The sequence below is a fragment of the Microbacterium sp. NPDC003461 genome (assembly GCF_053588335.1).
The window spans coordinates 1-21,139 of record NZ_JBSFPT010000039.1 but is presented as its reverse complement, the minus strand read 5'-3'; the positions used below and the strand labels follow the sequence as shown (position 1 = coordinate 21,139).

Genomic DNA, 21,139 nt, shown 5'->3' with positions numbered 1-21,139 from the left:
GCTTGCGGTGGTCGCTTCATCTCCGCGGCCACCGGCCGCTCCGTTCAGCAACCGAGGGGGAACCGCGGGTCCCACCCATCGGTTGCTGAACGGAGGCCGCGCCAGCGGCCGGAGATGAAGCGACCACCGTGACTCGGGCGACGGGGCGGAGCCCCGGACGGGTGACTGGGTCAGTCAGCGCTAGCGTCCGGGGCCCCGGGCCTGGATGCGTCGGGTCAGGACGCGAGGCGCTGCTCCTCCGGCGGCGCCTGCGTCGTGAGGGAGATGACGCCGTAGTCCCAGCCGCGGCGGCGGTAGACGACGCTGGGGTGATCGGTGCGCGCGTCGATGAACAGGAAGAAGTCGTGGCCGACCAGCTCCATGCGGTCCACGGCCTCCTCGACCGTCATCCACTCGGCCTCGAAGTGCTTCGTGCGGATGACCACCGGCGAGTAGTCCTGCTCGCTCTCCTCCTCGACGACGGGGATCTCGCCCGTCGTGACGGCGTGCAGCACGTCGGCGGGCACGGGCTCGACGTCGAGCCCCGCGAGGGATCCCGAGTTCTTCTCGAAGTGCGCGCCCTTCGGGCGGGCGCGGCCCGTGACCCTCTTGTCCTTGGCGCGGCGCACCTGCTCGACGAGCTTGTCGAGCGCCTGGTCGAGGGCGACGAACTTGTCGCCGTCGCGCGCCTCCGCCCTGGCCGTGGCTGTCTTGCCCGTGAGGGTGAGCTCGACCTTCTCCTCCTCGACCCGGCTGCGGTGCACGTCGTGGGTGATCTTGACGTCGAGGGTCAGCGCCCTCGGGGCGATGTTCGCGATGCGCTCGGACTTCTCCTCGACCACCGTCCGGAAGCGGTCGCTGATGCTCACGCCGACTCCCGAGATGTTGATGTCCATCTGAGCCTCCCTGTCCGGCCCGGCCCCTGGGCCGAGCCCCTCTCGAACGACTTCCCGTCGTCTGGTGCCCCCACGGTAGCCCCGGCCCGGCGCGATGTCACCACCCAGATCCGGCGCGTTTCATATGGATGCGCGGCTCCCCCGCTGTGCCGCGGCGAGCACCGCGGCACCCGCCACGGGGATGCCCGCCGCATTGAGTGCCCTCCGCGCCTCCATGAGTGTCGCGCCCGTCGTGACGACGTCGTCGACGAGCACGACCGGTGCGCCGCCCAGCGCGCGCACCCGCGCCCGCATCGCACCGGCCACGTTGCGGAGCCGATCGTCGCGGCCGAGCTCGCGCTGGTCGGCCACGCGGCGCGACCATACCAGGGCGCGGACGACCGGCACGCCCACGCGCCGCGCGAGCAGCTCGGGCACGCGGTAGCCGCGCCGCCGGAAGGCGGCGCGCGAGGTCGGCGCGGGGACGGCGACGACCGGACCGGCGGCCGGCGCCGCCGCGACCAGCGCGGCCCGCATCGCCGGCGCGAGCGTCGTGGCCAGCCCCGTGCGGCCGCGCTCCTTGAGCGCTCCGATCACCCGCGCCACCGCCCCCTCGTAGACGAGCGCGGCGTGCACCGGGGTGCCGTCGGCCAGCACCGTGCGGGCGACCGCCGGCGACAGCTCGACGCGGCACGCACCGCACAGCGCGACGCCGGGCGCCTCGCACCCCGCGCACCACACCGGGATCACGAGGGCGGCGGCCTCGTCGAGCGCGGATCGGACGGCGGGTGGGAGCGGCATGCCGCCAGCGTGCCCGACCGCGCGGCGGCGACGGCCCCGTTCCGGGGGGATCGTGGATGACCCGCGCGCCCGCGGCGGCTGTGAGCGAGCGCGGCGGTCACTCGGACCGCGGCGTCCCCACATCGGTCGCCAGCACCGCGATGCCGTCGGCGACCTTGACCCACGCCGAGCCGCGGCGCACGTGCAGCCCGCCGGTGCTGTCGATCAGCCGCATCGACGAGTCCTGGGTGCCCGCGGCGATCCCGATGGCGTCGGCGGGGGCAGACATGCGGGTGCCGGGGCCGCCGATCCGCTGCTCGAGGATCTCGATCTCGGTGCCGTCGCGCGCCACCACGCCGATGCTCGAGTCGTCGAGCCACTCCACGTCGATGCCGGGGCCGTCGAGGGCCGCGAGCACCGTCGCGGTGCCGACGCCGGTCGGCACGCCGTCGCCGTCGCGCGCCACGGGCGCCACCACCGCCCATGCCGCCCCTCCGGGCTCGGTCACGAGCGCCGCGAGGCGCGTGCCATCGCGCGACACCGCGATCGACTCGACCGTGGCGATCGCCAGTTCCTCGCTCTGCGGGATCGCCGTCTGCAGCACCGCGGTGCCGTCGGGACCGATCGCGGTGAGCTGGTCGGGGTCGTGGTCGGGCAGCGTCCACGTGTAGCCGTCGGGGTCGAGCGCGGGCTCCAGCAGGTCTTCGCGGTCGTCGAGCAGCAGCACGGAGCCGTCGGACCCCACCCGCACGACGGCGCCGTTGGTCCCGAGCAGGATCGCAGACTCCCGATCCGGGGCCACGCTGATCGTCTCCGGCGCGGGCGCCGCCGACGACCGAACGGCCTCCGAGAGCCCGTCGATGCCCCTGATCTCCCCGTTCTCGAGGAAGCCGAAGGCGTCGTCGTATGCCTCTCCCCCGAGCACGAGGGCGCGCGAATCGGGCCCCGTCGGCAGCGGGTCGTACTCCTCGGCCGACAGCTCGATGCCGCCCACCCTCAGCCGCACGCCCTGGGCGCCGAGGCTCGAAAGCGTCGCGGTCGCCTGCGCCCGCATACGCGAGACGATGGATCCGTCGACGTCGGCGGCGATGCCGCGCAGCGCGATGTCGGCGACGCCCGAGTCGTCGAGCGCGATCACGGTGGCATCCGGCAGCTGCGCGCCCGACGGGAAGGCCGTCGTCACGGCGCCCTCGAGCGCGGCGCTGGGGCCGCGCAGCAGCTCGGCGACGAGCCGGGTGGGTCCCGTCGAGGCCTCGGGGAACCAGCGCACGTCGGGGACGAGGTACCGCTGGGCCGGGTCGTAGAACGTGAGGCTGAAGTCGCTGTAGACGTTCGGGAAGTAGTCGCGGTCGAGCACGATCCCCGCCGGCGCCTGCGCGATCCGCCACTCGCCGTCGTCGCGCTGCACGAGCTCGTACCGCAGCTCCTGCTCCGGCTCCGTGGCCGTGCGGTACACGCCGCGCGCGTCGACAGCGGCGACCTGGGAGATCTGCAGCGACACGATCCCGTCCGCCTCCAGCGCGCTCGCGTCGTACTCGCGGGCACTCGTCGCGTCGATCGCGACGTGCGATCCCGGCTCCCATTCGGCCGCGAAGTCCGGGGTGAGGAACTCCCGCGCCGTCGCCCAGTCGCCCGCGGGGCTCGTGGCCGCCTCCACGAAGCCCTGCACGATCTGCTCGGGGGTGGCCGCCGGCGCCGGCCCCTCCGGGTAATAGAGGAAGTCGTGCTCGGGGACCTCGTCGGCCGAGAGACCGGGGTTCACCGGACCGCTCGTGGGCAGCCCCGAGCACCCGGCCAGCGCCACGGCGAGCGCGAGCAGCGCGGCCGCGATCCGTCCCCTGCGCCTCATCGCGCGTCCTCCCCGTCGTCGCCCGCGCCGTCGGTGCCGTGGAGCGGCCCCGCCTGGCGCGCGCTCGCCACGATCTGCTCCGGCGTGGCCTCCTGGTCGCGCGGCTCGACCGGCACGGGCGACGAGAGCAGCTCCGCACCCGGGGTGCGGGGCAGCGTGAGCACGAAGTTCGTGCCGCGACCGACGGCCGACCACACCTCGAGCATGCCGCCGTGCAGCTTCGCGTCGCCCAGCGCGATCGACAGCCCCAGCCCCGTGCCGCCGATCGTCCGCCGCCGCGACGGGTCGGCCCGCCAGAACCGGTCGAAGACGCGCTGGCTGGCCTCGGGCGACATGCCCATCCCGTAGTCGCGCACCCCCACGGCCACCGCGTCCTCGTCGCTGTCGACCGTCACGACGATCGGGCGCCCCTCGCCGTGCTCGATGGCGTTGCCGATGAGGTTGCGCAGGATGCGGCGGATGCGACGCGGATCCATGTCGACGGCCCCATGCCCGCCGGGGGCGACGACGCGCAGCTCGGTGCCGTGCTGCTGCGCGAGCGGCCGCATCGACTCGACGACCTCCTCGGTCAGCTGCGCGAGCGACCGGGCCTCCAGCGCGAGCTCGACCGACCCGGCGTCGTACCGGCTGATCTCGAGCAGGTCGGTCAGCAGCTCCTCGAAGCGCGCCACCTGCTGGTGCAGGAGCTCGGCGGCCCTGGCGGTGGCGGGGTCGAAGGCGTCGCGCCGGTCGTTGAGCATGTCGGCCGCGAGCCGGATGGTGGTCAGCGGCGTGCGCAGCTCGTGCGAGACGTCGGAGACGAATCGCTGCTGCACGAGCGAGAGCTCCGCGAGCTCTCCGATCTGCCGCTCGATGCTGTCGGCCATCTGGTTGAACGAGCGCCCGAGCACGGCGATCTCGTCCTCGCCGCGCACGTCGATGCGCACCTTGAGATCGCCGCCCGCGAGGCGACGGCTCGTGTCGGCCACCTCGACGATCGGCTCGGCGACCGAGCGCAGCACGAGCCACGTGACCAGGCCCATGATGAGCACGAGCACGATGCCCGCGATCCACAGCGTGCGCTGCACGAACAGGAGCGTCTCGGCCGACTCGCTCAGGTCGTAGCCGAAGTACACGCCGTACGCGCCGACGCCCGGCAGATTCAGCTGCTGCCCGACGACGAGGCCCGGCACCGCGCGGCCGCCCGCGTCGCGTAGCTCGACGGACTGCCACCACTGCCCGTCCGGCGAGGCGCCCACGCGCTCGCGCAGGCCGGCCGAGATCAGCTCGGAGGGCAGATCGCGCGCGCCCTGGTTCTGCGGCGCCACCTGCGACGGCGTGCTCTCCACCCGGAACCACGCCACGCTCGAGGTGCCCGACTGCTCCACCAGGGTCTGGCGCGCGCGGGTCATGAGGCCCTGCAGTGCCGAGCGCTCGCGCTCCACCTGGCCGGACGAGTCCAGCTGATCCTGCGCGGCGCTGATGGCGCGGCTCGCGTCCTGCAGCACCTGGTCGCGGCGCGACTCGAACAGGTCGGCCTGGATCTGCGCCGCCATCCACACGCAGGCGATCGTCACCGCGACCATCGTCGCCGCCACGGCGACCAGCGTCGTGCGGAAGCGCAGCGAGCTGCCCCACATCCGCCCGACGAGCGACGCCCACGCGCGCGGCCCCCTGATGACGCCGATCGCCGCGGTCGCCGCCGGACCGGTGAGAGGCGCGGACGCCGGCCCCGCGACCGGCTCGGCGCGGGGGGTCACGGGCATGGGATGGCCACCTGGGACCGCCCGCTCAGACGACGGCGCCGGCGCGGTATCCGACGCCGCGCACCGTCATCACGATCTTGGGGTCGTCCGGGTCGAGCTCCACCTTCGAGCGCAGCCGCTGCACGTGCACGTTCACCAGCCGCGTGTCGGCCTTGTAGTGGTAGCCCCACACCTGCTCGAGCAGCATCTCGCGCGAGAACACCTGGTTGGGCTTCGATGCGAGCGCGACGAGCAGCTCGAACTCGAGCGGCGTGAGCGAGATGAGCTCGTCGCCGCGCCGCACCTCGTGCGCCGCCACGTCGATCGTGAGGTCGCCGACGCGGAGGTTCTCGCTGGCCGCCTGGGCGACGGGGCGCAGGCGGGTGCGGATCCGCGCGACGAGCTCCTTGGGGTTGAACGGCTTGACGATGTAGTCGTCGGCGCCGGCCTCCAGGCCGTTGACGACATCGGAGGTGTCGGATCGCGCCGTGAGCATGATGATCGGCACGCCCGACTCGCGGCGGATCTCGCTGCAGATCTCGATCCCGTCCTTGCCGGGCAGCATCAGATCGAGCAGCACCAGATCGGGACGCTCGTCGCGCCACGCGTCGACCGCCAGGGCGCCGTCGGCGCAGAACGCGGTGTCGAATCCCTCGGTGCGCAGAACGATGCCGATCATCTCGGCCAGAGCGGTGTCGTCGTCGACCACGAGGATGCGGGCTGTCACCCGATCAGCGTATCCGAAGCCCCCGCGCGTTCGAGCCCTCTGCCGCCTCGCGAAGTGTGGAACGATGGGCATCGAATCTGGTCGACGGGGAGGGCGACATGAGCGGGACATCGACGTGGACGCCGGCCCCCAGGGGCGGTCTGATCCCGCTGCAGCCCCTGGGGTTCGGAACGATCCTGGGCAAGTCGTTCGCGGCGCTGCGCGGCAACCCCAAGGTGCTGCTGGGCTTCGCCATGGTCGTGCAGATCGTCTCCACCCTCGTCGGCCTCCTCCTCATCGGCGGCGTCTCGTTCCTGGCGTTCTCGCGGCTCGAGACCGCGGACTATGCGGACAGGGCGGCCATCAGCGCCGGCGCCACCCTCATCACGGTCGTCACGTCGCTGCTCGTCGCGGTCGGCCTGGGCGTCCTGGGCGTCATCGTGCAGGGCGTCGTGATCGGCGAGGTGTCGCACGCGGCCCTGGGTGAGCGCGCGACGCTGGGAATGATCTGGCGCCGCGTGAAGCCCGCCTTCTGGCGGCTGTTCGGGTACCAGCTGCTCGTCATGCTGGCGGTCGTCGCCGCCATCGTCATCGCGATCGCGGCGATCGCGGGCCTCGCCGTGTCCCTCGGCGACAGCGGCGTCGTCGTCGCGGTCCTGCTCGTCCTGCTCGCGTTCCTCGCGTCGCTGTTCCTGGCCGCGTGGATCTCGACGAAGCTGTACGTCACCCCGTCCGCCATCGTCCTCGAGGGCGCGGGCGTCTTCCGGGCGATCGGCCGCTCCTGGGCGCTCACGCGCGGGAGGTTCTGGTCGACGTTCGGCGTGATGGTGCTGATCTCGCTCATCATGATCACCGCGGCCTCCATCGTCGGAATGCCGTTCTCGCTGCTGACATCCCTCCTCGTGCCCACGCTGGCGCCGACCGGCGACCAGGCGACCTCGGCGGTCGTCGCGTCGATCGTGAGCCTCGTGCTGGCGCAGGTCGTGACCTTCCTCATCCAGTCCATCGCCGTCGTCGTGCAGGCGACCGCGTCGGCCCTCGTGTACCTCGATCTGCGCATGCGCAAGGAGGGGATCGACCTGCGGATGCAGCGTTATGTGGAGCGCCGCGACGCGGGCGATTCGATGATCGAGGACCCGTACGCGTACGACCCCCGCGCCGTCGCCCCCTCCCGCCCGTCCGCCCCGACTTACGCGCCCGGGGCGTACGGCCCGGCTCCCGGCTACCCCGCTCCCGGCGGCTACGCGGCACCCGGCGGCTACGCGGCACCCGGCGGGTACCCGGCTCCGGGCGGCTACCCGGGTCAGCCCCAGCCGCAGCCCGCGTACGGCCAGCCCGTTCCGCCCTACGGGCAGCCGGCGCCCGCTTATGCCCCGGCGCCCGCTTACGCCCCGCCGCCCTCCGGCTCGCAGCCGTACGGACAGCACCCGCCCGTGTACCCGCCCGCGCCGCAGGGCGCGACCCCGGCGCCGCCCTCCCCCGCGCCCCCGTACGGTCAGCAGCCCCCGCCGCCCGCGCCCGACCAGCACGCTCCGTTCACGCCGCCGTGGGGCGACGGCGCGCCGCCGCAGGGAGGACGCGCGTCGTCGTGAGCCCCCTGCAGATCCCCGTGACGCCCGGCCCGGACGAGGCGCGCGAATGGGCCGAGCGCGAGCTCGCCGACCGGGTGTACGACGCCGCGGAGCCGACGCTGATCGACCGGATTGCCCAGGCGATCGGCGAGTTCTTCGCGAACCTGTTGCGCGTGGGCGTCGGCGCCGAGTGGAGCCCCCTGCTGACCCTGGTGGTCATCGTCGTGATCGCGGCCGTGGTGGTGCTCGGGCTGCTCATCTGGGGGCGCCCCCGCTCCGCGCACCGCGCGCGGGCCGCCTCGTCCTCGGTGCTCTTCGGCGAGGACGAGACCCGCAGCGCGGCCGAGCTGCGCGCCTCCGCCGCCGAGCATGCGGCCGCCGGCCGCTGGGACCAGGCCGTGATCGAGCGCTACCGGGCGCTCGCGCGCGGCATGGAGGAGCGCGACGTGCTCGACGCGCTCCCGGGCACCACGGCGCAGGCGCTGGCCGCGAACGCCGCGCCGTTCTTCCCCGCGCAGGCACAGCGGCTGCATGACGGGGCCGTCGCCTTCGACGACGTGCGCTACCTGCGCCGCCGGGGCACCGCGCAGATGTACGAGGGCGTCGCGGCCGTCGACGACGAGATCGCGCGCACACGCCCCGCGCGCCTCGCCGATCCGCTGGACTCGGAGCCGGTGCGCGCATGACGACGATCGAGGCGCCCGCGGATCCCACGTCGTCGCGCCGCCGCCGCGTGTGGGGGTGGGTGGCGCTCGTCGCGGCGATCGTGGTGATCGGCACCGCGCTCGCGTTCGTGACCGGACCGGAGTGGCGCCCCAAGGGCGCGCACGACCCCGAGAGCGCGGCCCCCACCGGCACGCTCGCCCTCGCTCGGATCCTCGAGGAGCAGGGCGTCGCGGTCGAGCTCGTCCAGTCCCGCGCCGCCGCGGAGAGCGCCCTCACCGGCGGCGAGACACTCGTGATCGGGCCCAGCTGGTACCTCGAGGACGGGGCGCTGCGGGACATCGCCGGGCGCGCCGCGCGGACGGTGCTCATCGAGCCGTCCGCGCGCGACCTCGAGATCTTCTTCGGCGAGTTCGAGTTCGCCGGGAACGCGCTCGAGCCGATCCCTCCGGCCTGCGAGCTGCCGGAGGCCGAGCGCGCCGGCGCGATCGCCCCCGGGCGCCTCTACCCGCGCGGCGACGCGGACATCGCGTGCTATCCGGGCACCGCCGGCGGCTACGGGCTCCTCGCCTCCGACCTCGACGGCACCGAGCTCGTCGTGCTCGACGCGGGCACCGTCTTCGCGAACGAGCATCTCGCCGACGGCGGCAACGCGGCCCTCGCCCTGAACCTGCTCGGCGCGCACGAGGACGTCGTCTGGTACCTCCCGAGCGAGGCCGACATCGCGCCGGGCAACGCACCCGACACGCTCGGCTCGCTCACGCCGCCGTGGGTGACGCCCGTCATCATCCTGCTCGGTGCGACCGCGATCGCGGCGGCGGTCTGGCAGGGCAGGCGGTTCGGCCCGCTCGTGGCCGAGGATCTGCCCGTCACGGTGCGCGGCAGCGAGACGCTGGAGGGCCGCGCCCGGCTCTACCAGCACGCGCGCGATCCCCGGCACGCCGCCGACCTGCTGCGCCGCGGCGCGGCCGCACGCATGGCGCGGCGCGTCGGCCTGAACCGCCGCGCGCCCGTCGACGACGTCGCCGCCGCGGTGGCGGCGCGGCTCGGCACCCCGCCGGCGCACGTGTCCGAGATCCTGCACACCCAGCCCGCGACCGACGCGGAACTCGTCGCCTTCGGCGAGCGCCTGCGAGACCTGGAAACGGCCATCGATTCCGAGAGGAACCACCCATGACCGACGCATACCCTCCCGCCTCCGGCCCCGGGCCCGAGCGCGCCACGGTGATCCCGCCGCAGCCGGCCGGCCCCGTGCCCCCGCTGCCGGCCACTCCCCCGGCGACGAGCGGATCGGCCGCGCCGGGCGGATCGGGCGGTTCCGACCTGCGCCAGGCGGTCGCACGCGTGCGCGACGAGGTCGGCAAGGCGGTCGTCGGCCAGGAGGGCGCCGTCACGGGCCTGCTCATCGCGCTGCTCGCCCGCGGCCACGTGCTGCTCGAGGGCGTGCCCGGAGTCGCCAAGACGCTCATGGTTCGCACCTTCAGCCGCGCGCTCGGCCTCGACACCAAGCGCGTGCAGTTCACGCCCGACCTCATGCCGGGCGACGTCTCCGGATCGCTCATCTACGACGCGAAGACGGGCGAGTTCGAGTTCCGCGAGGGACCGGTGTTCACGAACATCCTGCTCGCCGACGAGATCAACCGCACGCCCCCGAAGACGCAGTCGGCGCTGCTGGAGGCGATGGAGGAGCGACAGGTCTCGTCGGACGGCGTCACGCGCGCGCTGCCCGAGCCGTTCCTCGTCTGCGCCACGCAGAACCCGATCGAACACGAGGGCACGTACACGCTGCCGGAGGCGCAGCTGGACCGCTTCCTCCTCAAGCTGATCATCGACGTGCCGCAGCGCGACGCCGAGGTCGCCGTGCTGCGCCGCCACGCCGACGGCTTCTCGCCGCGCCTGCTCGAGGAGGTCCACGCCGTCGTCACGCCCGAGGAGATCCGCGCCGCGCAGGACGCCGCGGCCGGCGTCACGGCGACGGACGACGTGCTCGCGTACATCGTCGACCTCGCCAGGGCCACGCGCCAGAGCCCGTCGGTGCAGGTGGGCGCGAGCCCCCGCGCGGCGACGGCGCTGCTCGCGGCGGCGAAGGCGTGGGCCTGGCTGGGCGGCTACCCCGCCATCACGCCTGACCACGTGCAGGCCATGCTCGTGCCCGTGTGGCGCCACCGCATCCAGCTGCGCCCCGACGCCGAGATCGAGGGCGTCTCGGTCGACGCCGTGCTGAACTCCGTGCTGCAGCAGACGCGCGTCCCGATCTGATCCATGTACGTCTCCGGCCGCCTGCCGATCCTCGTCGCGCTCGGCATCGTCCCCGTCGTGCTGCTGAGCGCGACGGGGGCCTCACCGTGGCTGCTCGCGCTCGCCTGGCTCACGCTGTGCGCGGCGCTCGTGCTCGCCGACGTGCTGGCCGCTCCCGACGCGCGCGTGCTGCGGGTCTCGCGCGACGCGACCTCGCGCGTGTCGCTCGGCCAGCCCGCGACCACGCGCATCCGCTTCGCCAACCCGTCGAACCGGCGCATCCGCGGACTCGTGCGCGACGCCTGGCAGCCCACCGCCGGCGCGCCGGCCGAGCGCCTCCGGATCGACGTGCCGGCGGGCGAATCGCGCACCGCGAGCGTGCCGCTCCTCCCCCGCCGCCGCGGCGAGCTGCGCAGCGAGTTCGTCGTCGTCCGCACCCGCGGGCCGCTCGGCGTGGCCGGCCGGCAGCGGCGGATCAGCGCACCGGGTGCCGTCCGCGTGCTGCCTCCTTTCAAGGCGCGTCGGCACCTGCCGAGCCGCATCGCGCGGCTGCGCGAGCTCGACGGCTCCACGAGCGTGCAGGTGCGCGGCCAGGGCACCGAGTTCGACTCGCTGCGCGAGTACGTGCGCGGCGACGACGTGCGCTCGATCGACTGGCGCGCGACCGCGCGCGCCGGCACGACCATGCTGCGCACGTGGCGCCCGGAGCGCGACCGCCACGTCGTCATCCTCATCGACACCGGCCGCACGGCCGCGACGCGCGTCGACGACGGCACGCGCCTGGAGGCGTCGTTCGAGGCGGCGCTGCTGCTCGCCGCGCTCGCGAACCGCGCGGGCGACCACGTGCACCTCGTGGCCTTCGACCGCGTCGTGCGCGCCCGGGTCACCGGCGTGGACGGGCCTGGTCTGCTGCCCGCGATGGTCGACGCGCTCGCGCCCGTGGAGGCGCAGCTGATCGACACCGACTGGGACGCCGCCTTCGCGCAGGTGCGCGCGCTGCACGCCAAACCCAACCTCTTCGTCATCCTCACCGCCCAGGAGTCGCCCGACGCGTCGCGCGGGTTCCTGGGCACGCTGCCGAGCACCGTGAAGGCGGGCACGGTCGTGCTCGTGGGCACGGCCACCGACGGCGGACTCGCCGAGCTGGCCCGCTCCCGCGGCGACGTCGACGCCCTGTACCACGCCGCCGCGGCCGAGGCGACGCTCGCGTCGGCGGCGCGCGTCACGGCCGCGATCGAGCGCGCGGGCGCCGAGGCCCTCGCCGACGACCCCGAGTCGCTGCCGCCGCGCGTGGCCGACCGCTACCTGGCGCTGAAGAAGGCCGGCCGGCTCTAGCCGTAATCCCTCATCGTTCTTTTTTGCGAATCATTCAAAACAGCTATACTCGAGGGGATGAACCCGACGGCCACGCCCCCCGACGCCGCGGATGCGCTCCGCGCCGCCAGCCTGCGCGTCACCGCGCAGCGCGTGGCCGTGCTCGACGCCCTCGCGTCGCGCCCGCACGCCGCGGTGGACGAGCTGCACGCGGCGGTGGGCGAGCGGATCCCCGGCATCGCACTGCAGACCGTGCACGGCATCGTCAACGACCTCACCGACGCGCGCATCGCCCAGCGCGTGAGCTTGCCCGGCGCGCCCAGCGCGCTGTACGAGCTGGACCGGAGCGACAACCACCACCATCTGCAGTGCGTGGTCTGCGGCAAGGTCGAGGACGTGCCGTGCGTCGTCGGCGAAGCCCCCTGCCTGCACCCCTCCCACGATCACGGCATGCGCGTCCTCGAGGCGAGCGTGACCTTCCGTGCCATCTGTCCCGAATGCGAAAGGAACGGCAATGGCTGACATCTCGTACACCACCACCCAGACCGGAACCCCGGTCGCGAGCGACCAGTACTCGCTCACCACCGGTCCCGACGGCGTCACCGCGCTGCACGACCGCTACCTCGTCGAGAAGCTGGCGTCGTTCAACCGCGAGCGCGTGCCGGAGCGCAACCCGCACGCGAAGGGCGGCGGCGCGTTCGGCACCTTCACCGTCACGGAGGACGTCTCGGCGTACACGCGCGCCGCGGTGTTCCAGCCCGGCGCCGAGTCCGAGGTGCTGCTGCGCTTCTCGTCGGTCGCCGGCGAGCAGGGATCGCCCGACACGTGGCGCGACGTGCGCGGCTTCGCGCTGCGCTTCTACACGACCGAGGGCAACCTCGACATCGTCGGCAACAACACGCCGGTCTTCTTCCTGCGCGACGCGATGAAGTTCCCCGACTTCATCCACTCGCAGAAGCGCACGGGCGCCTCCGGCCTGCGCAACGCCGACATGCAGTGGGACTTCTGGACCCTGTCCCCCGAGTCGGCCCACCAGGTCACCTACCTCATGGGCGACCGCGGTCTGTCGAAGTCGTGGCGTCACCTCAACGGCTACGGCTCGCACACCTACCAGTGGGTGAACGCCGCGGGCGAGCGCTTCTGGGTGCAGTACCACTTCATCTCGAAGCAGGGCGTCGAGCACATGTCGGCCGCCGACGCCGAGCGCATCGCGGGCGAGGACGCGGACTACTACCGCCGCGACCTCTTCAACGCGATCGAGGGCGGCGACTTCCCCGCGTGGGAGGTCAAGGTGCAGGTCATGCCCTACGAGGACGCGAAGACCTACCGCTTCAACCCGTTCGACATGACCAAGGTGTGGCCGCACGCCGACTACCCGCTCATCAAGGTGGGCGAGTTCACGCTCAACCGCAACCCGCAGAACTTCTTCGCCGAGATCGAGCAGGCCGCGTTCTCGCCGGGCAACCAGGTGCCGGGCACGGGCATCTCGCCCGACAAGATGCTCATGGCCCGCGTGTTCTCGTACCCCGACGCGCAGCGCTACCGCATCGGCACGAACTACAACCAGCTGCCGGTGAACCAGCCGCACGCCGCGCCCGCGTTCAACTACATGCACCAGGGCAACATGGCGTACCACTTCAACGCGGCCGGCACGCCCGTGTACGCGCCGAACTCGTTCGGCGCCCCGCACGCCGAGCCCGAGCGCGCCGTCGAGGCGTCGTGGGAGGCCGACGGCGAGCTCGTGCGCAGCGCGTACTCGCTGCACAGCGAGGACGACGACTTCGGTCAGGCCCGCACGCTGTACAACGACGTCTTCGACGAGGGCGCGAAGGACCGCTTCCACGAGACGCTCGCCGGGCAGTACTCCGGCCTGACCATCGACGTCGTCAAGGAGCGCTTCTTCTGGTACTGGGGCCAGGTGGACGAGAAGATCGTCGCCGGCATCAAGGCCAAGCTGGCCGCCCAGGACGCCTCGGCCGACCCGATCGGCTACGAGGCCGAGCCCGTCACGGCCTGAGGCTCCCGCTTCCGCCGAACCCGCCCTCATTCCTCGAGCCCGCACCCCATCCGGGGCGGGTTCGGGGAACGGGGGCGGGTTCGCGCTGCTTGAGGGAGTGCACGTCGCCGAGGAGCAGGTGGAAGGCGATCCAGCCGATCCACATGCCCTCGTGTCTACCGCCCGCGGCGGACGGGCGCCAGCGCTCCTCTCGGCGCGGCTCCTGCCGTCGGCGCCTCGCCGCTGACACGATGCGAGCAGAGCCGTCCCGGCCTCCCCGAAGGAGATCCCATGTCCGATCCGAATCCGGAATCGCCGATCGAGCCCACGGAGCTGGCGCACACGCCCCCGCCGGCTCCCACGACCGTCGCGAAGCTCGTCGCCGAGGGCTTCGGCACGCTGCTGCTCGTGCTCGGCGGCGTCGGCACCGCGGTGTTCGCGTCGAACTTCTTCCTCGAGGGCGGCCCGACCGGCACCGTGTACGCGGCCGTCGCGCTCGCGTTCGGCCTCACGGTGGTCGTCGGCGCCTACGCCTTCGGCCCCATCTCGGGCGGCCACTTCAACCCCGCGGTGACCCTCGGCCTCGCCTCCGCCGGCCGCTTCCCGTGGCGCGACGTGATCGGGTACATCATCGCCCAGGTGATCGGCGGCGTCGTCGCCACGACGCTGCTCGTGCTCATCGGGCTGTTCGGGCCGGACGGCTGGCTCACCACGGCGCAGCAGGGCGGGTTCGCGAGCAACGGCTTCGACGAGAACTCGCCCGCCGGGTTCGGGATGATGGCGGCGATCATCGTCGAGCTCGTGCTGACGGCCCTGTTCGTGCTCGTCATCCTCGGCGTCACGCACCCCACCCGCGGCACGCCGCTCGCGGGGCTCGTCATCGGCCTCACGCTGGCGCTCATCCACTACATCTCGATCCCCGTCGACAACACGTCGGTGAACCCCGCGCGATCCATCGCCGCGGCGATCTACGGCGGCGGCGACGCACTCCTGCAGCTGTGGGTGTTCATCGTGTTCCCGATCGTGGGAGCGATGCTCGCGGGCTTCGCCTACAAGGCCCTGTTCGACGCCGAGCGGTGACGGCCGCGGGCGCGGGATCGGGCGCGCTCAGCCGGCGACGAGGCGGGGCGTGCCCGCCTCGTACTCCGTGAGGTCGCCCGTCTCGCCCGCCCGGGCGGCCCGGCGGCCGACCACGAGCATGTAGAAGAGGAACACCCCCAGCGCGAGCGTGCCGATCCCGATCTTGATCGCCCACGGCCAGTCCTGCCGGGTGACCCAGCCCTCCACGACGCCCGACAGGGCGAGCGAGAGCACGAGCCCGACCGCGACGGTCGCGAGCGCGCGCCCCTCCGAGGCGAGGGCGTCCATGCGGGTGCGCCGGCCCGGCGCCACCCACGACCAGAACATGTGCAGGCCCGCGGCGCACGCGACGAAGATGCTCGTCATCTCCAGCTGGCCGTGGGGAAGGATGTAGAGCACGAAGTCGGCGCCGCGGTCGTACGCGAACATGATCGCCGCCGAGGTGCCGAGCCCCACGGCGTTCTGCACGAACACGTACACGGGCCAGATGCCGGTGATGCCGAAGAGCACGCACTGCACCGCGATCCAGGCGTTGTTCGTCCACACGAGCGCGCCGAAGGCGACCTCGCTGTGCTCGCTGTAGTACGCGACGAAGTCCTCCTCGGCGTACTGCTCGAGCTGCCATTCCGTGCCGAGGGTCGCGACGAGGCGCGGATCCTGGGCGATCCACGCGCCGGTGAGCGCCACGATCCCGATGAACGCGAGCGTGACGACGAGCGCGGTCCAGCGCAGGCGGTACAGCGCCGCCGGCAGCTGCAGCAGGAAGAACCGCGGCAGCTGGCGCAGCACGTTGTCGGGGGCACCCGTGAGGCGCAGCCGGGCGCGCGACAGGATGGTGGAGACGTGGTCGCCCTGCGGCGTGCGACCGGCCGACGTCTTGATGTCGGCGAGATCGGCGGAGGCCGACTGATAGCGGGCGACGAACTCGTCCACCTCGGTGCCGCGCAGGCCGCGCGTGCGGGAGAGTTCATCGAGCCGGCGCCACTCCTCGCGGCGGGCGGCAGTGAGGGCGTCGAGGTCCACGTGCTTGACTATACGCATGTCGTCCGCATCGGCACGCCCGCACCTGCGTCCGCAGGTGGATCACGACGAGGTCCTCACCGGAGAGGCCGTCGCGCTCGACGTGCAGCCGATCGGGCTGCTGCTGCGCGCGGCCGGGGCCGCGATCGACATCGTCGCCTCCTTCCTGCTGCTGCTCGCGTGCTATCTGCTGCTCGGGGCGCTCGGCCAGGCCGGGCTCGTCGACGAGGTGACCGCGCGGATCGCGCCGATCGCGATGATGGTGGTGATCTTCGTGATCCTGCCCGCCTCGATCGAGACGCTCACGCGCGGGCGCAGCCTCGGCAAGCTCGCCGTCGGGGGCCGGATCGTGCGCAACGACGGCGGGGCCATCGGCTTCCGCCACGCGTTCATCCGGGCGCTGCTCGGCGTGCTCGAGGTGTACATGACGCTCGGATCGATCGCGCTCATCGTCGGCATCTTCACGCCGCGCGCCCAGCGCCTGGGCGACCTCGTCGCCGGCACCTACGCCGAGCGCACGCGCACGCCGTCGCTGCCGCCCGACGCGCGCCGGCTGCCGCCCGGCATGGAGGGCTGGGCCGCCATCGCCGACGTCGCGCGCGTGCCCGACCGCCTCGGCCGCCGCCTCACCCAGTTCGCCGCCGGCGCCGCGAAGATGGTGCCGGTCTCGCGCGCGCGGATCGCGGCGGAGCTCGCCGACGAGGTGAGCCCCTTCGTCGCGCCGATCCCGCCGGTCGACGCCGAGACGCTCATCCACGCCGTGGTCGCAGTGCGGCGCGAGCGCGAGCTGCGGGCGCTCACCCTGCAGGCCGAGCGCGTCGCGTCGCTGACCCGCTGATCCGTCGGCGGCGGCCCTGCCGTCGGCGCGACGCGCCTCAGACCAGCGTCGCGTGGCGGATGACGGTCCAGCCCTTCGGCACCGACATGCGCTCGGTGTGGATGGCGCACAGATCGTGCGCGTGCGGGTCGCGCGTCGCGCCCAGCGGGCCCAGCGCGGCCATCTGGTCGCCGTAGTCGTACGTCAGCGTCGTCACGGCCTCGCGGGCGCAGCCCACCTTCGAGCAGAGTCTTTCCATCGCATTCGAGCGTACGCCGCGATCGGCGCGATCCCCGTGACCCACGCCGCGTAGGCTGGGGGCATGGCGATATGGGGTCGGATGCGCAAGCCCGTACCGCGCGGACGCGCACCCCGTCACGGGCGTCACGGCCGCGCGGGACGCAGCCAGCTCCTGCGCCCGCCGCTGCCCCAGATCGACACGCGCGCCGAGAGGTTCGACCTCACGGTCGGCTCGACCGTGGAGTATCTGCGCGGCACGTGGCCCGAGCTGCGCGACGTCGACTTCCTCATCGCCTGGATGCCGACCGGCGCCTCCGACGACGGCGTGCCGCGGTGGACGATCGACCGCGAGGCGCGGCGGATCACCCTCTACCGCGTGCCGATCGAGCGCTTCAGCCGGCTGCACCGCAACGACGACCTGCACCGTCGCATGATCGTGGAGGGCGCCGTGTTCCGCGCCGCGGGCGACTATCTCGACCGCGACCCGTGGGACCTGGGGCCGGATCGCTTCCGGTTCTAGGGATAGACGGTGACCGGCGCGGGAGACGCGGGGTCCGGCCACACCGGGACCGTCGCCAGCGCGGCCTCGCCGAGGTAGCCGACCGCGGCGTGGACCGACGCGCCGCCGGGATCGACGAGGTACACCCCGCCGTCGTCGAGCGGGAGCGACGCCGAGGACCCGCCGGGAACCGCGAGCTCGCGGGACCCGCCGGACGCGTCCGTGACGGTGACCGTCGCGTCCTCGCCGCTCGACACATGCAGCCGGGCGCCGGGACCGGGCGGCACGGCGACGAGCGTCGCGTCGGCGAACGCGGGCGAGGGCGTCTGCCACGCGAAGTCGGTGTCGCGCCCGAAGCCCGTGGCCTGCCACACGGCCGAGACGAGCGGACCGTCGCCCGCCACCGTGACCTCGTAGCGCCCCGCCGGCAGCTCGCCAAGGTCGACGGCGACCGGCCGGTCGGCCTCGAGCGCCACGCTCACCGGCTCGACGGCGGCCTCGTCCTGCCCCTCGGCCGTCGCCGTGATCACGGCCGATCCGGCGCCCCGCGACATCACGCGCACGACGGCCGTCGACGCGCCCTCCGCCTCGGCGCCCGCCTCGGTCACGACGACCCCGGGGAACGACTGCCGCTCGTCCGCCGTGACGGAGCCCTGCCGATCCAGCCCGACGGGGTCGAGCGTGCGCACCAGGCTGGACTGGAGGGCGGCGCGCACGGGCGCGCCCGTGGCGGTCACGCGCACGACGGGGGCCGCCTCGCCGCCGGCGATGCCGGCGAGCGGGATCGCGCGCTGCGTGCCCGCGGGGATCGGCACCGCCTCGAAGCCCGGCGGCACCACGGGATCCATGGCGCCGTACACGGTGAGCTGCACGGTCGCGCTCGCCGCACCGGGGTTCGAGATCAGCAGGATGTCGGTCTGACCCACCGACGTGTCGCCGCCGACGACCCACGACTCGAGCTGCGGCGCGCGGCAGGCGGACGCCGCGAATCCCGCGAGGTCCTCCTCGTCGACGGCCGCCGAGGTGGCCGCCGCGATCCGCTCCACGGATCGGCCGTCGGGCGCCTGCGCGAACCGGAGCGGAGCGTCCTCGCCCGCGACATCGGGATGGGCGAGCGGCTGGGACGACGGCTCCCCGCCCGAGGCGGTGCCCGCCGTGACGGACACGGGCTGCGCCGCGCCGATGGACGTCGCGGCCGACACGTCGCGACCGAGGGCCAGCACGGGCCCCTCGCACGCCAGAACCGTCTCGGACGGCGCGGGCGTGACCTCGAGCGACGCGGCCGAGCCGCCCAGGCTCGGCCACGGCGCAAAGGTCGCGGCGACGACGGCGAGCACCGCGGCCGCCGAGACGCCGAACCCGGCGACGCCGCGCCCCCAGGCCCGGCGCATCCGTCGCGGGGGCGCCGGCTCGTCCACCACGCGCGCGGTGGGCGGCGCGGGTTCGATGGGATCGGGCTCGAGCGGCTCCGGCTGGCCGAACTCCGCCTGCGTGGCGTCCGGCACGAGGGGGTTGCGCGGTTCGTCGTTCACTTCGGCTCCCTCCGCCCGGCACGCGCGGTCTCGCGCTCCTCCTCGTAGCCCCCGCCGACGACGCGGGGCAGCGCCCGTGCCGCCCTGCGCGTGGCGCGCGTGGGCACCGCGAGCAGCAGTGCCACGACGAGCGCGGCGGCCTGCGCGGCGAGCGTCGATGCGGCCAGCGCCGCCTCGGCGGCCGACGCCTGCGGGCGCGGGGCGGGCTCCGCGTCGAGGCGCCAGAGCACGCCGCGCGGCGTCTCGCCCACCCGCACGAAGCCGGCGCGCTGGTCGATGGAGGCGATGGCGCCCAGGCGCACGGCCCGCAGGGCATCGTCGTCGCCCGCGCCGCCCAGCAGCACGAACCGCAGCCCCGCCGCCCCGAGCGCCTCGGTGGCCGCCGCGTCCGAGCTGGAGACGAGGTCGACGGCGAGCTCGGCGAGGCGGCGATCGTCGTCCGCCACGCGCACGTCGGTGCTCTCGAGCGTCGACTGCCCGCCGAGGGTCTCGCTCCCGCCCCACACGACCTTCGCGGCGAGCGATCCGTCGCCGCGCGGGGTGAGCACGAGGGTGCCGATGTCGCGCTGGCTGCTCGCCTGCGCGCCCACGTAGGCGGGCAGCGTGGAGGACGGCCCGCTCGAGACGCTCGCGGCGTCGCGGTGCACGGCCGTGAGCGCGGGGATCGCCAGCACGGCCACGCAGGCCGCGGCCAGCAGGCCGGCGCCGACCCGCAGCGGCCGCGCGGCGGGGGCGGTGTCGAGCGTGACGCCCACGGCGCCGAGCGCGCCGATCCACGCGAGGCTCAGCGCGGAGCCCGTCCACAGCGGCACGGGCTCGCCCGCCGCGTACGACACCTGCACGCCCGAGGCCGCGAAGGCGGTCGCGATGCCGAGGAGCGCGATCACGACGGTCGCGGTGCCGGCGCGCCAGCGCACCGTGAGGGGCGCGACGACGGCGAGCAGCCCGACGGGCGCCACGAGCAGCGGCACCCACCACACCGGCGCCCCCGGCATCAACGCGGCCCAGCCGCCCGGGTCGGCCCACGGGATCCCGGTGGCCAGCTGCCAGCGGGGCGCCTGAGCGGGCCCGGCCCACGGGGCGCCGGGATCGGCGAACGCGGCCCACGGCGTGCCGCGCACGACCTGGGCGGCGACCACCGGGGCGAACCACACGATCGACGGCACGACGATCCACGCCACCCTGGCGATCCCGCGGCGCGCGCGGAAGGCGATCGCGAGGACGAGCGCGAGCGCCCAGAGCACGACGAGCGCCGGGGCGAGCGACGGCGCGCACGCGAGCACGCCGAGCAGCAGCAGCGACGCCCCGCCGGCCGCGGCCCAGGACCGATGCGCCGCCGCGGCGGTGAAGAGCAGCCACGGCAGCAGGAGGTGGAGGATCACGGCCGCGGGGCGACCGTCGACGAGCGCCGCGAGCAGCGGCGGCGCGAGGCCCCACAGCACCGCCACGACCGCGCGCACGCCCGGGCGGTCCGAGACGCGCGTGGCGGCGAACCAGCCGCCGAGCACGGCCAGCGGCAGCGCGAGCAGCCACAGCAGCAGCAGCGTGTACGACGGCGCGACCGGCCACAGCGAGCCGAGCAGCGCGACCACCGACGCGAACGGATCGGCCGGCGAGACCGTGTCGAGGCCGAGCGAGCGCATGCCGTACGCGGCCTCCTGCCACAGCCCGGCGAGCGTATCGTGCAGCGGCAGCAGCGCGCCGCCGCCGATGCCGGGCCACGTGAGAAGCGAGGTGAACGCCGCGATGCTCACGACGAGCGCACCCAGCACGGTCCACGCTCCGCCGCCCGAGAAGAAGCCCAGTTCGCCGTAGGCGGCCCCGTCCGCTCCCGCGTCGTCGTACCGCTCCCGCAGCTGGGCCGTGGTCGCGCGCAGCGGCGCGATCTGCTCCCACCCGCCCCGGCGGATCTCGCGGATCCGGCGGCGGGATCGCGCGAGGGCGCCCAGGCGCACCAGCACCGTGAGCGCGGCGCCCCACTCGGCAGGCACGCGCGCGGGCGTCTTGGCGACGAGCAGCACGAGCGTGCGCCACAGCGCGAGCGGCAGGAGCGAGAGCCAGTGCAGGGGCACGGCGAACGCCGGCGCGTAGGCGAGGCGGCGGTGCAGCTGCGCCGTCCGCACGGCGTACGCGCGCCGCACCGCGCCGCGCGGGGCGCCGGTGCCGTACGTCGAGGACTCGCGCGCCGAGACCGACATGAACATCGTCATGACGGGCACGGGGAAGTTCATCGAGGTGCAGGGCACGGCCGAGGGC

General features: G+C 74.1%; 19 protein-coding genes and 1 pseudogene. 11 read left to right on the top strand and 9 right to left on the bottom strand.

Annotation, left to right across the window (positions count from 1 at the left end; translation table 11 throughout):
• Positions 1 to 215: 215 nt before the first annotated feature.
• The 5 genes from hpf to mtrA all read right to left on the bottom strand — a co-directional run bounded on the left by hpf (position 216) and on the right by mtrA (position 5,934).
• Positions 216 to 875, bottom strand: coding sequence for a ribosome hibernation-promoting factor, HPF/YfiA family (gene hpf, locus ACWDR7_RS12080; protein ID WP_449855142.1), 660 nt, complete (start codon positions 873 to 875; stop codon positions 216 to 218).
• A 120-nt stretch (positions 876 to 995) separates the two neighbouring features.
• Positions 996 to 1,655 (bottom strand): ComF family protein, encoded by a 660-nt coding sequence (locus ACWDR7_RS12075; protein ID WP_449855141.1) that lies wholly within the window; start codon positions 1,653 to 1,655, stop codon positions 996 to 998.
• A gap of 97 nt (positions 1,656 to 1,752) precedes the next feature.
• Positions 1,753 to 3,483: an LpqB family beta-propeller domain-containing protein gene (locus tag ACWDR7_RS12070; RefSeq protein ID WP_449855140.1), complete on the bottom strand. Its 1,731-nt coding sequence runs from the start codon at positions 3,481 to 3,483 to the stop codon at positions 1,753 to 1,755.
• Positions 3,480 to 5,228: an MtrAB system histidine kinase MtrB gene (gene mtrB, locus ACWDR7_RS12065; RefSeq protein WP_449855139.1), complete on the bottom strand. Its 1,749-nt coding sequence runs from the start codon at positions 5,226 to 5,228 to the stop codon at positions 3,480 to 3,482. The genes ACWDR7_RS12070 and mtrB overlap by 4 nt, the downstream gene beginning before the upstream one ends.
• A gap of 25 nt (positions 5,229 to 5,253) precedes the next feature.
• The gene (gene mtrA, locus ACWDR7_RS12060; protein ID WP_449855138.1) at positions 5,254 to 5,934 is read right to left on the bottom strand and encodes an MtrAB system response regulator MtrA; all 681 of its coding nucleotides are present in this window, start codon (positions 5,932 to 5,934) and stop codon (positions 5,254 to 5,256) included.
• A gap of 98 nt (positions 5,935 to 6,032) precedes the next feature.
• On the opposite strand from mtrA, the gene ACWDR7_RS12055 reads away from it, so the two are divergent.
• The 8 genes from ACWDR7_RS12055 to aqpZ all read left to right on the top strand — a co-directional run bounded on the left by ACWDR7_RS12055 (position 6,033) and on the right by aqpZ (position 14,775).
• Entirely contained in the window at positions 6,033 to 7,505 is a 1,473-nt protein-coding gene (locus ACWDR7_RS12055) for a DUF7847 domain-containing protein (protein ID WP_449855137.1), read from the top strand.
• Entirely contained in the window at positions 7,502 to 8,170 is a 669-nt protein-coding gene (locus ACWDR7_RS12050; RefSeq protein WP_449855136.1) for a DUF4129 domain-containing protein, read from the top strand. Before ACWDR7_RS12055 ends, ACWDR7_RS12050 begins: the two co-directional genes overlap by 4 nt.
• Positions 8,167 to 9,324: a DUF4350 domain-containing protein gene (locus ACWDR7_RS12045; RefSeq protein WP_449855135.1), complete on the top strand. Its 1,158-nt coding sequence runs from the start codon at positions 8,167 to 8,169 to the stop codon at positions 9,322 to 9,324. Before ACWDR7_RS12050 ends, ACWDR7_RS12045 begins: the two co-directional genes overlap by 4 nt.
• Positions 9,321 to 10,406 carry an AAA family ATPase gene (locus tag ACWDR7_RS12040; RefSeq protein ID WP_449855134.1) on the top strand — a complete coding sequence of 362 codons (1,086 nt, stop codon included), beginning with the start codon at positions 9,321 to 9,323 and terminating at the stop codon, positions 10,404 to 10,406. Before ACWDR7_RS12045 ends, ACWDR7_RS12040 begins: the two co-directional genes overlap by 4 nt.
• Before the next feature lie 3 nt (positions 10,407 to 10,409).
• Positions 10,410 to 11,720, top strand: coding sequence for a DUF58 domain-containing protein (locus ACWDR7_RS12035; protein WP_449855133.1), 1,311 nt, complete (start codon positions 10,410 to 10,412; stop codon positions 11,718 to 11,720).
• 57 nt (positions 11,721 to 11,777) lie between these two features.
• Positions 11,778 to 12,221, top strand: a complete 444-nt coding sequence (locus ACWDR7_RS12030) for a Fur family transcriptional regulator (RefSeq protein ID WP_449855132.1) — start codon at positions 11,778 to 11,780, stop codon at positions 12,219 to 12,221.
• Complete coding sequence (locus tag ACWDR7_RS12025; RefSeq protein WP_449855131.1) at positions 12,214 to 13,716, top strand: catalase; 1,503 nt, start codon at positions 12,214 to 12,216, stop codon at positions 13,714 to 13,716. The genes ACWDR7_RS12030 and ACWDR7_RS12025 overlap by 8 nt, the downstream gene beginning before the upstream one ends.
• A gap of 270 nt (positions 13,717 to 13,986) precedes the next feature.
• The gene (aqpZ, locus tag ACWDR7_RS12020) at positions 13,987 to 14,775 is read left to right on the top strand and encodes an aquaporin Z (RefSeq protein ID WP_449855130.1); all 789 of its coding nucleotides are present in this window, start codon (positions 13,987 to 13,989) and stop codon (positions 14,773 to 14,775) included.
• Positions 14,776 to 14,802: 27 nt separating this feature from the next.
• On the opposite strand, the gene ACWDR7_RS12015 is transcribed toward aqpZ, so the two are convergent.
• Positions 14,803 to 15,798, bottom strand: coding sequence for a stage II sporulation protein M (locus ACWDR7_RS12015; protein ID WP_449855129.1), 996 nt, complete (start codon positions 15,796 to 15,798; stop codon positions 14,803 to 14,805).
• A gap of 16 nt (positions 15,799 to 15,814) precedes the next feature.
• Between ACWDR7_RS12015 and ACWDR7_RS12010 the strand changes: the two genes are divergently transcribed.
• Positions 15,815 to 16,633: an RDD family protein gene (locus ACWDR7_RS12010; RefSeq protein WP_449855128.1), complete on the top strand. Its 819-nt coding sequence runs from the start codon at positions 15,815 to 15,817 to the stop codon at positions 16,631 to 16,633.
• 37 nt (positions 16,634 to 16,670) lie between these two features.
• Here ACWDR7_RS12010 and ACWDR7_RS12005 read toward each other — a convergent pair whose 3' ends face one another.
• Positions 16,671 to 16,871 (bottom strand): DUF3499 family protein, encoded by a 201-nt coding sequence (locus ACWDR7_RS12005; protein WP_449855127.1) that lies wholly within the window; start codon positions 16,869 to 16,871, stop codon positions 16,671 to 16,673.
• A 63-nt stretch (positions 16,872 to 16,934) separates the two neighbouring features.
• On the opposite strand from ACWDR7_RS12005, the gene ACWDR7_RS12000 reads away from it, so the two are divergent.
• Entirely contained in the window at positions 16,935 to 17,372 is a 438-nt protein-coding gene (locus ACWDR7_RS12000; RefSeq protein WP_449855126.1) for a metallopeptidase family protein, read from the top strand.
• Here the strand turns inward: ACWDR7_RS12000 and ACWDR7_RS11995 are convergent.
• Both ACWDR7_RS11995 and ACWDR7_RS11990 read right to left on the bottom strand, forming a co-directional pair.
• On the bottom strand, positions 17,369 to 18,883 hold the full coding sequence (locus ACWDR7_RS11995) for a DUF5719 family protein (RefSeq protein WP_449855125.1): 1,515 nt from the start codon (positions 18,881 to 18,883) through the stop codon (positions 17,369 to 17,371). The genes ACWDR7_RS12000 and ACWDR7_RS11995 overlap by 4 nt on opposite strands.
• The gene (locus ACWDR7_RS11990) at positions 18,880 to 21,006 is read right to left on the bottom strand and encodes a glycosyltransferase (protein WP_449855124.1); all 2,127 of its coding nucleotides are present in this window, start codon (positions 21,004 to 21,006) and stop codon (positions 18,880 to 18,882) included. The genes ACWDR7_RS11995 and ACWDR7_RS11990 overlap by 4 nt, the downstream gene beginning before the upstream one ends.
• Before the next feature lie 37 nt (positions 21,007 to 21,043).
• Between ACWDR7_RS11990 and rph the strand changes: the two are divergent.
• Positions 21,044 to 21,139: pseudogene (gene rph, locus ACWDR7_RS11985) on the top strand (ribonuclease PH); the annotation flags it as partial.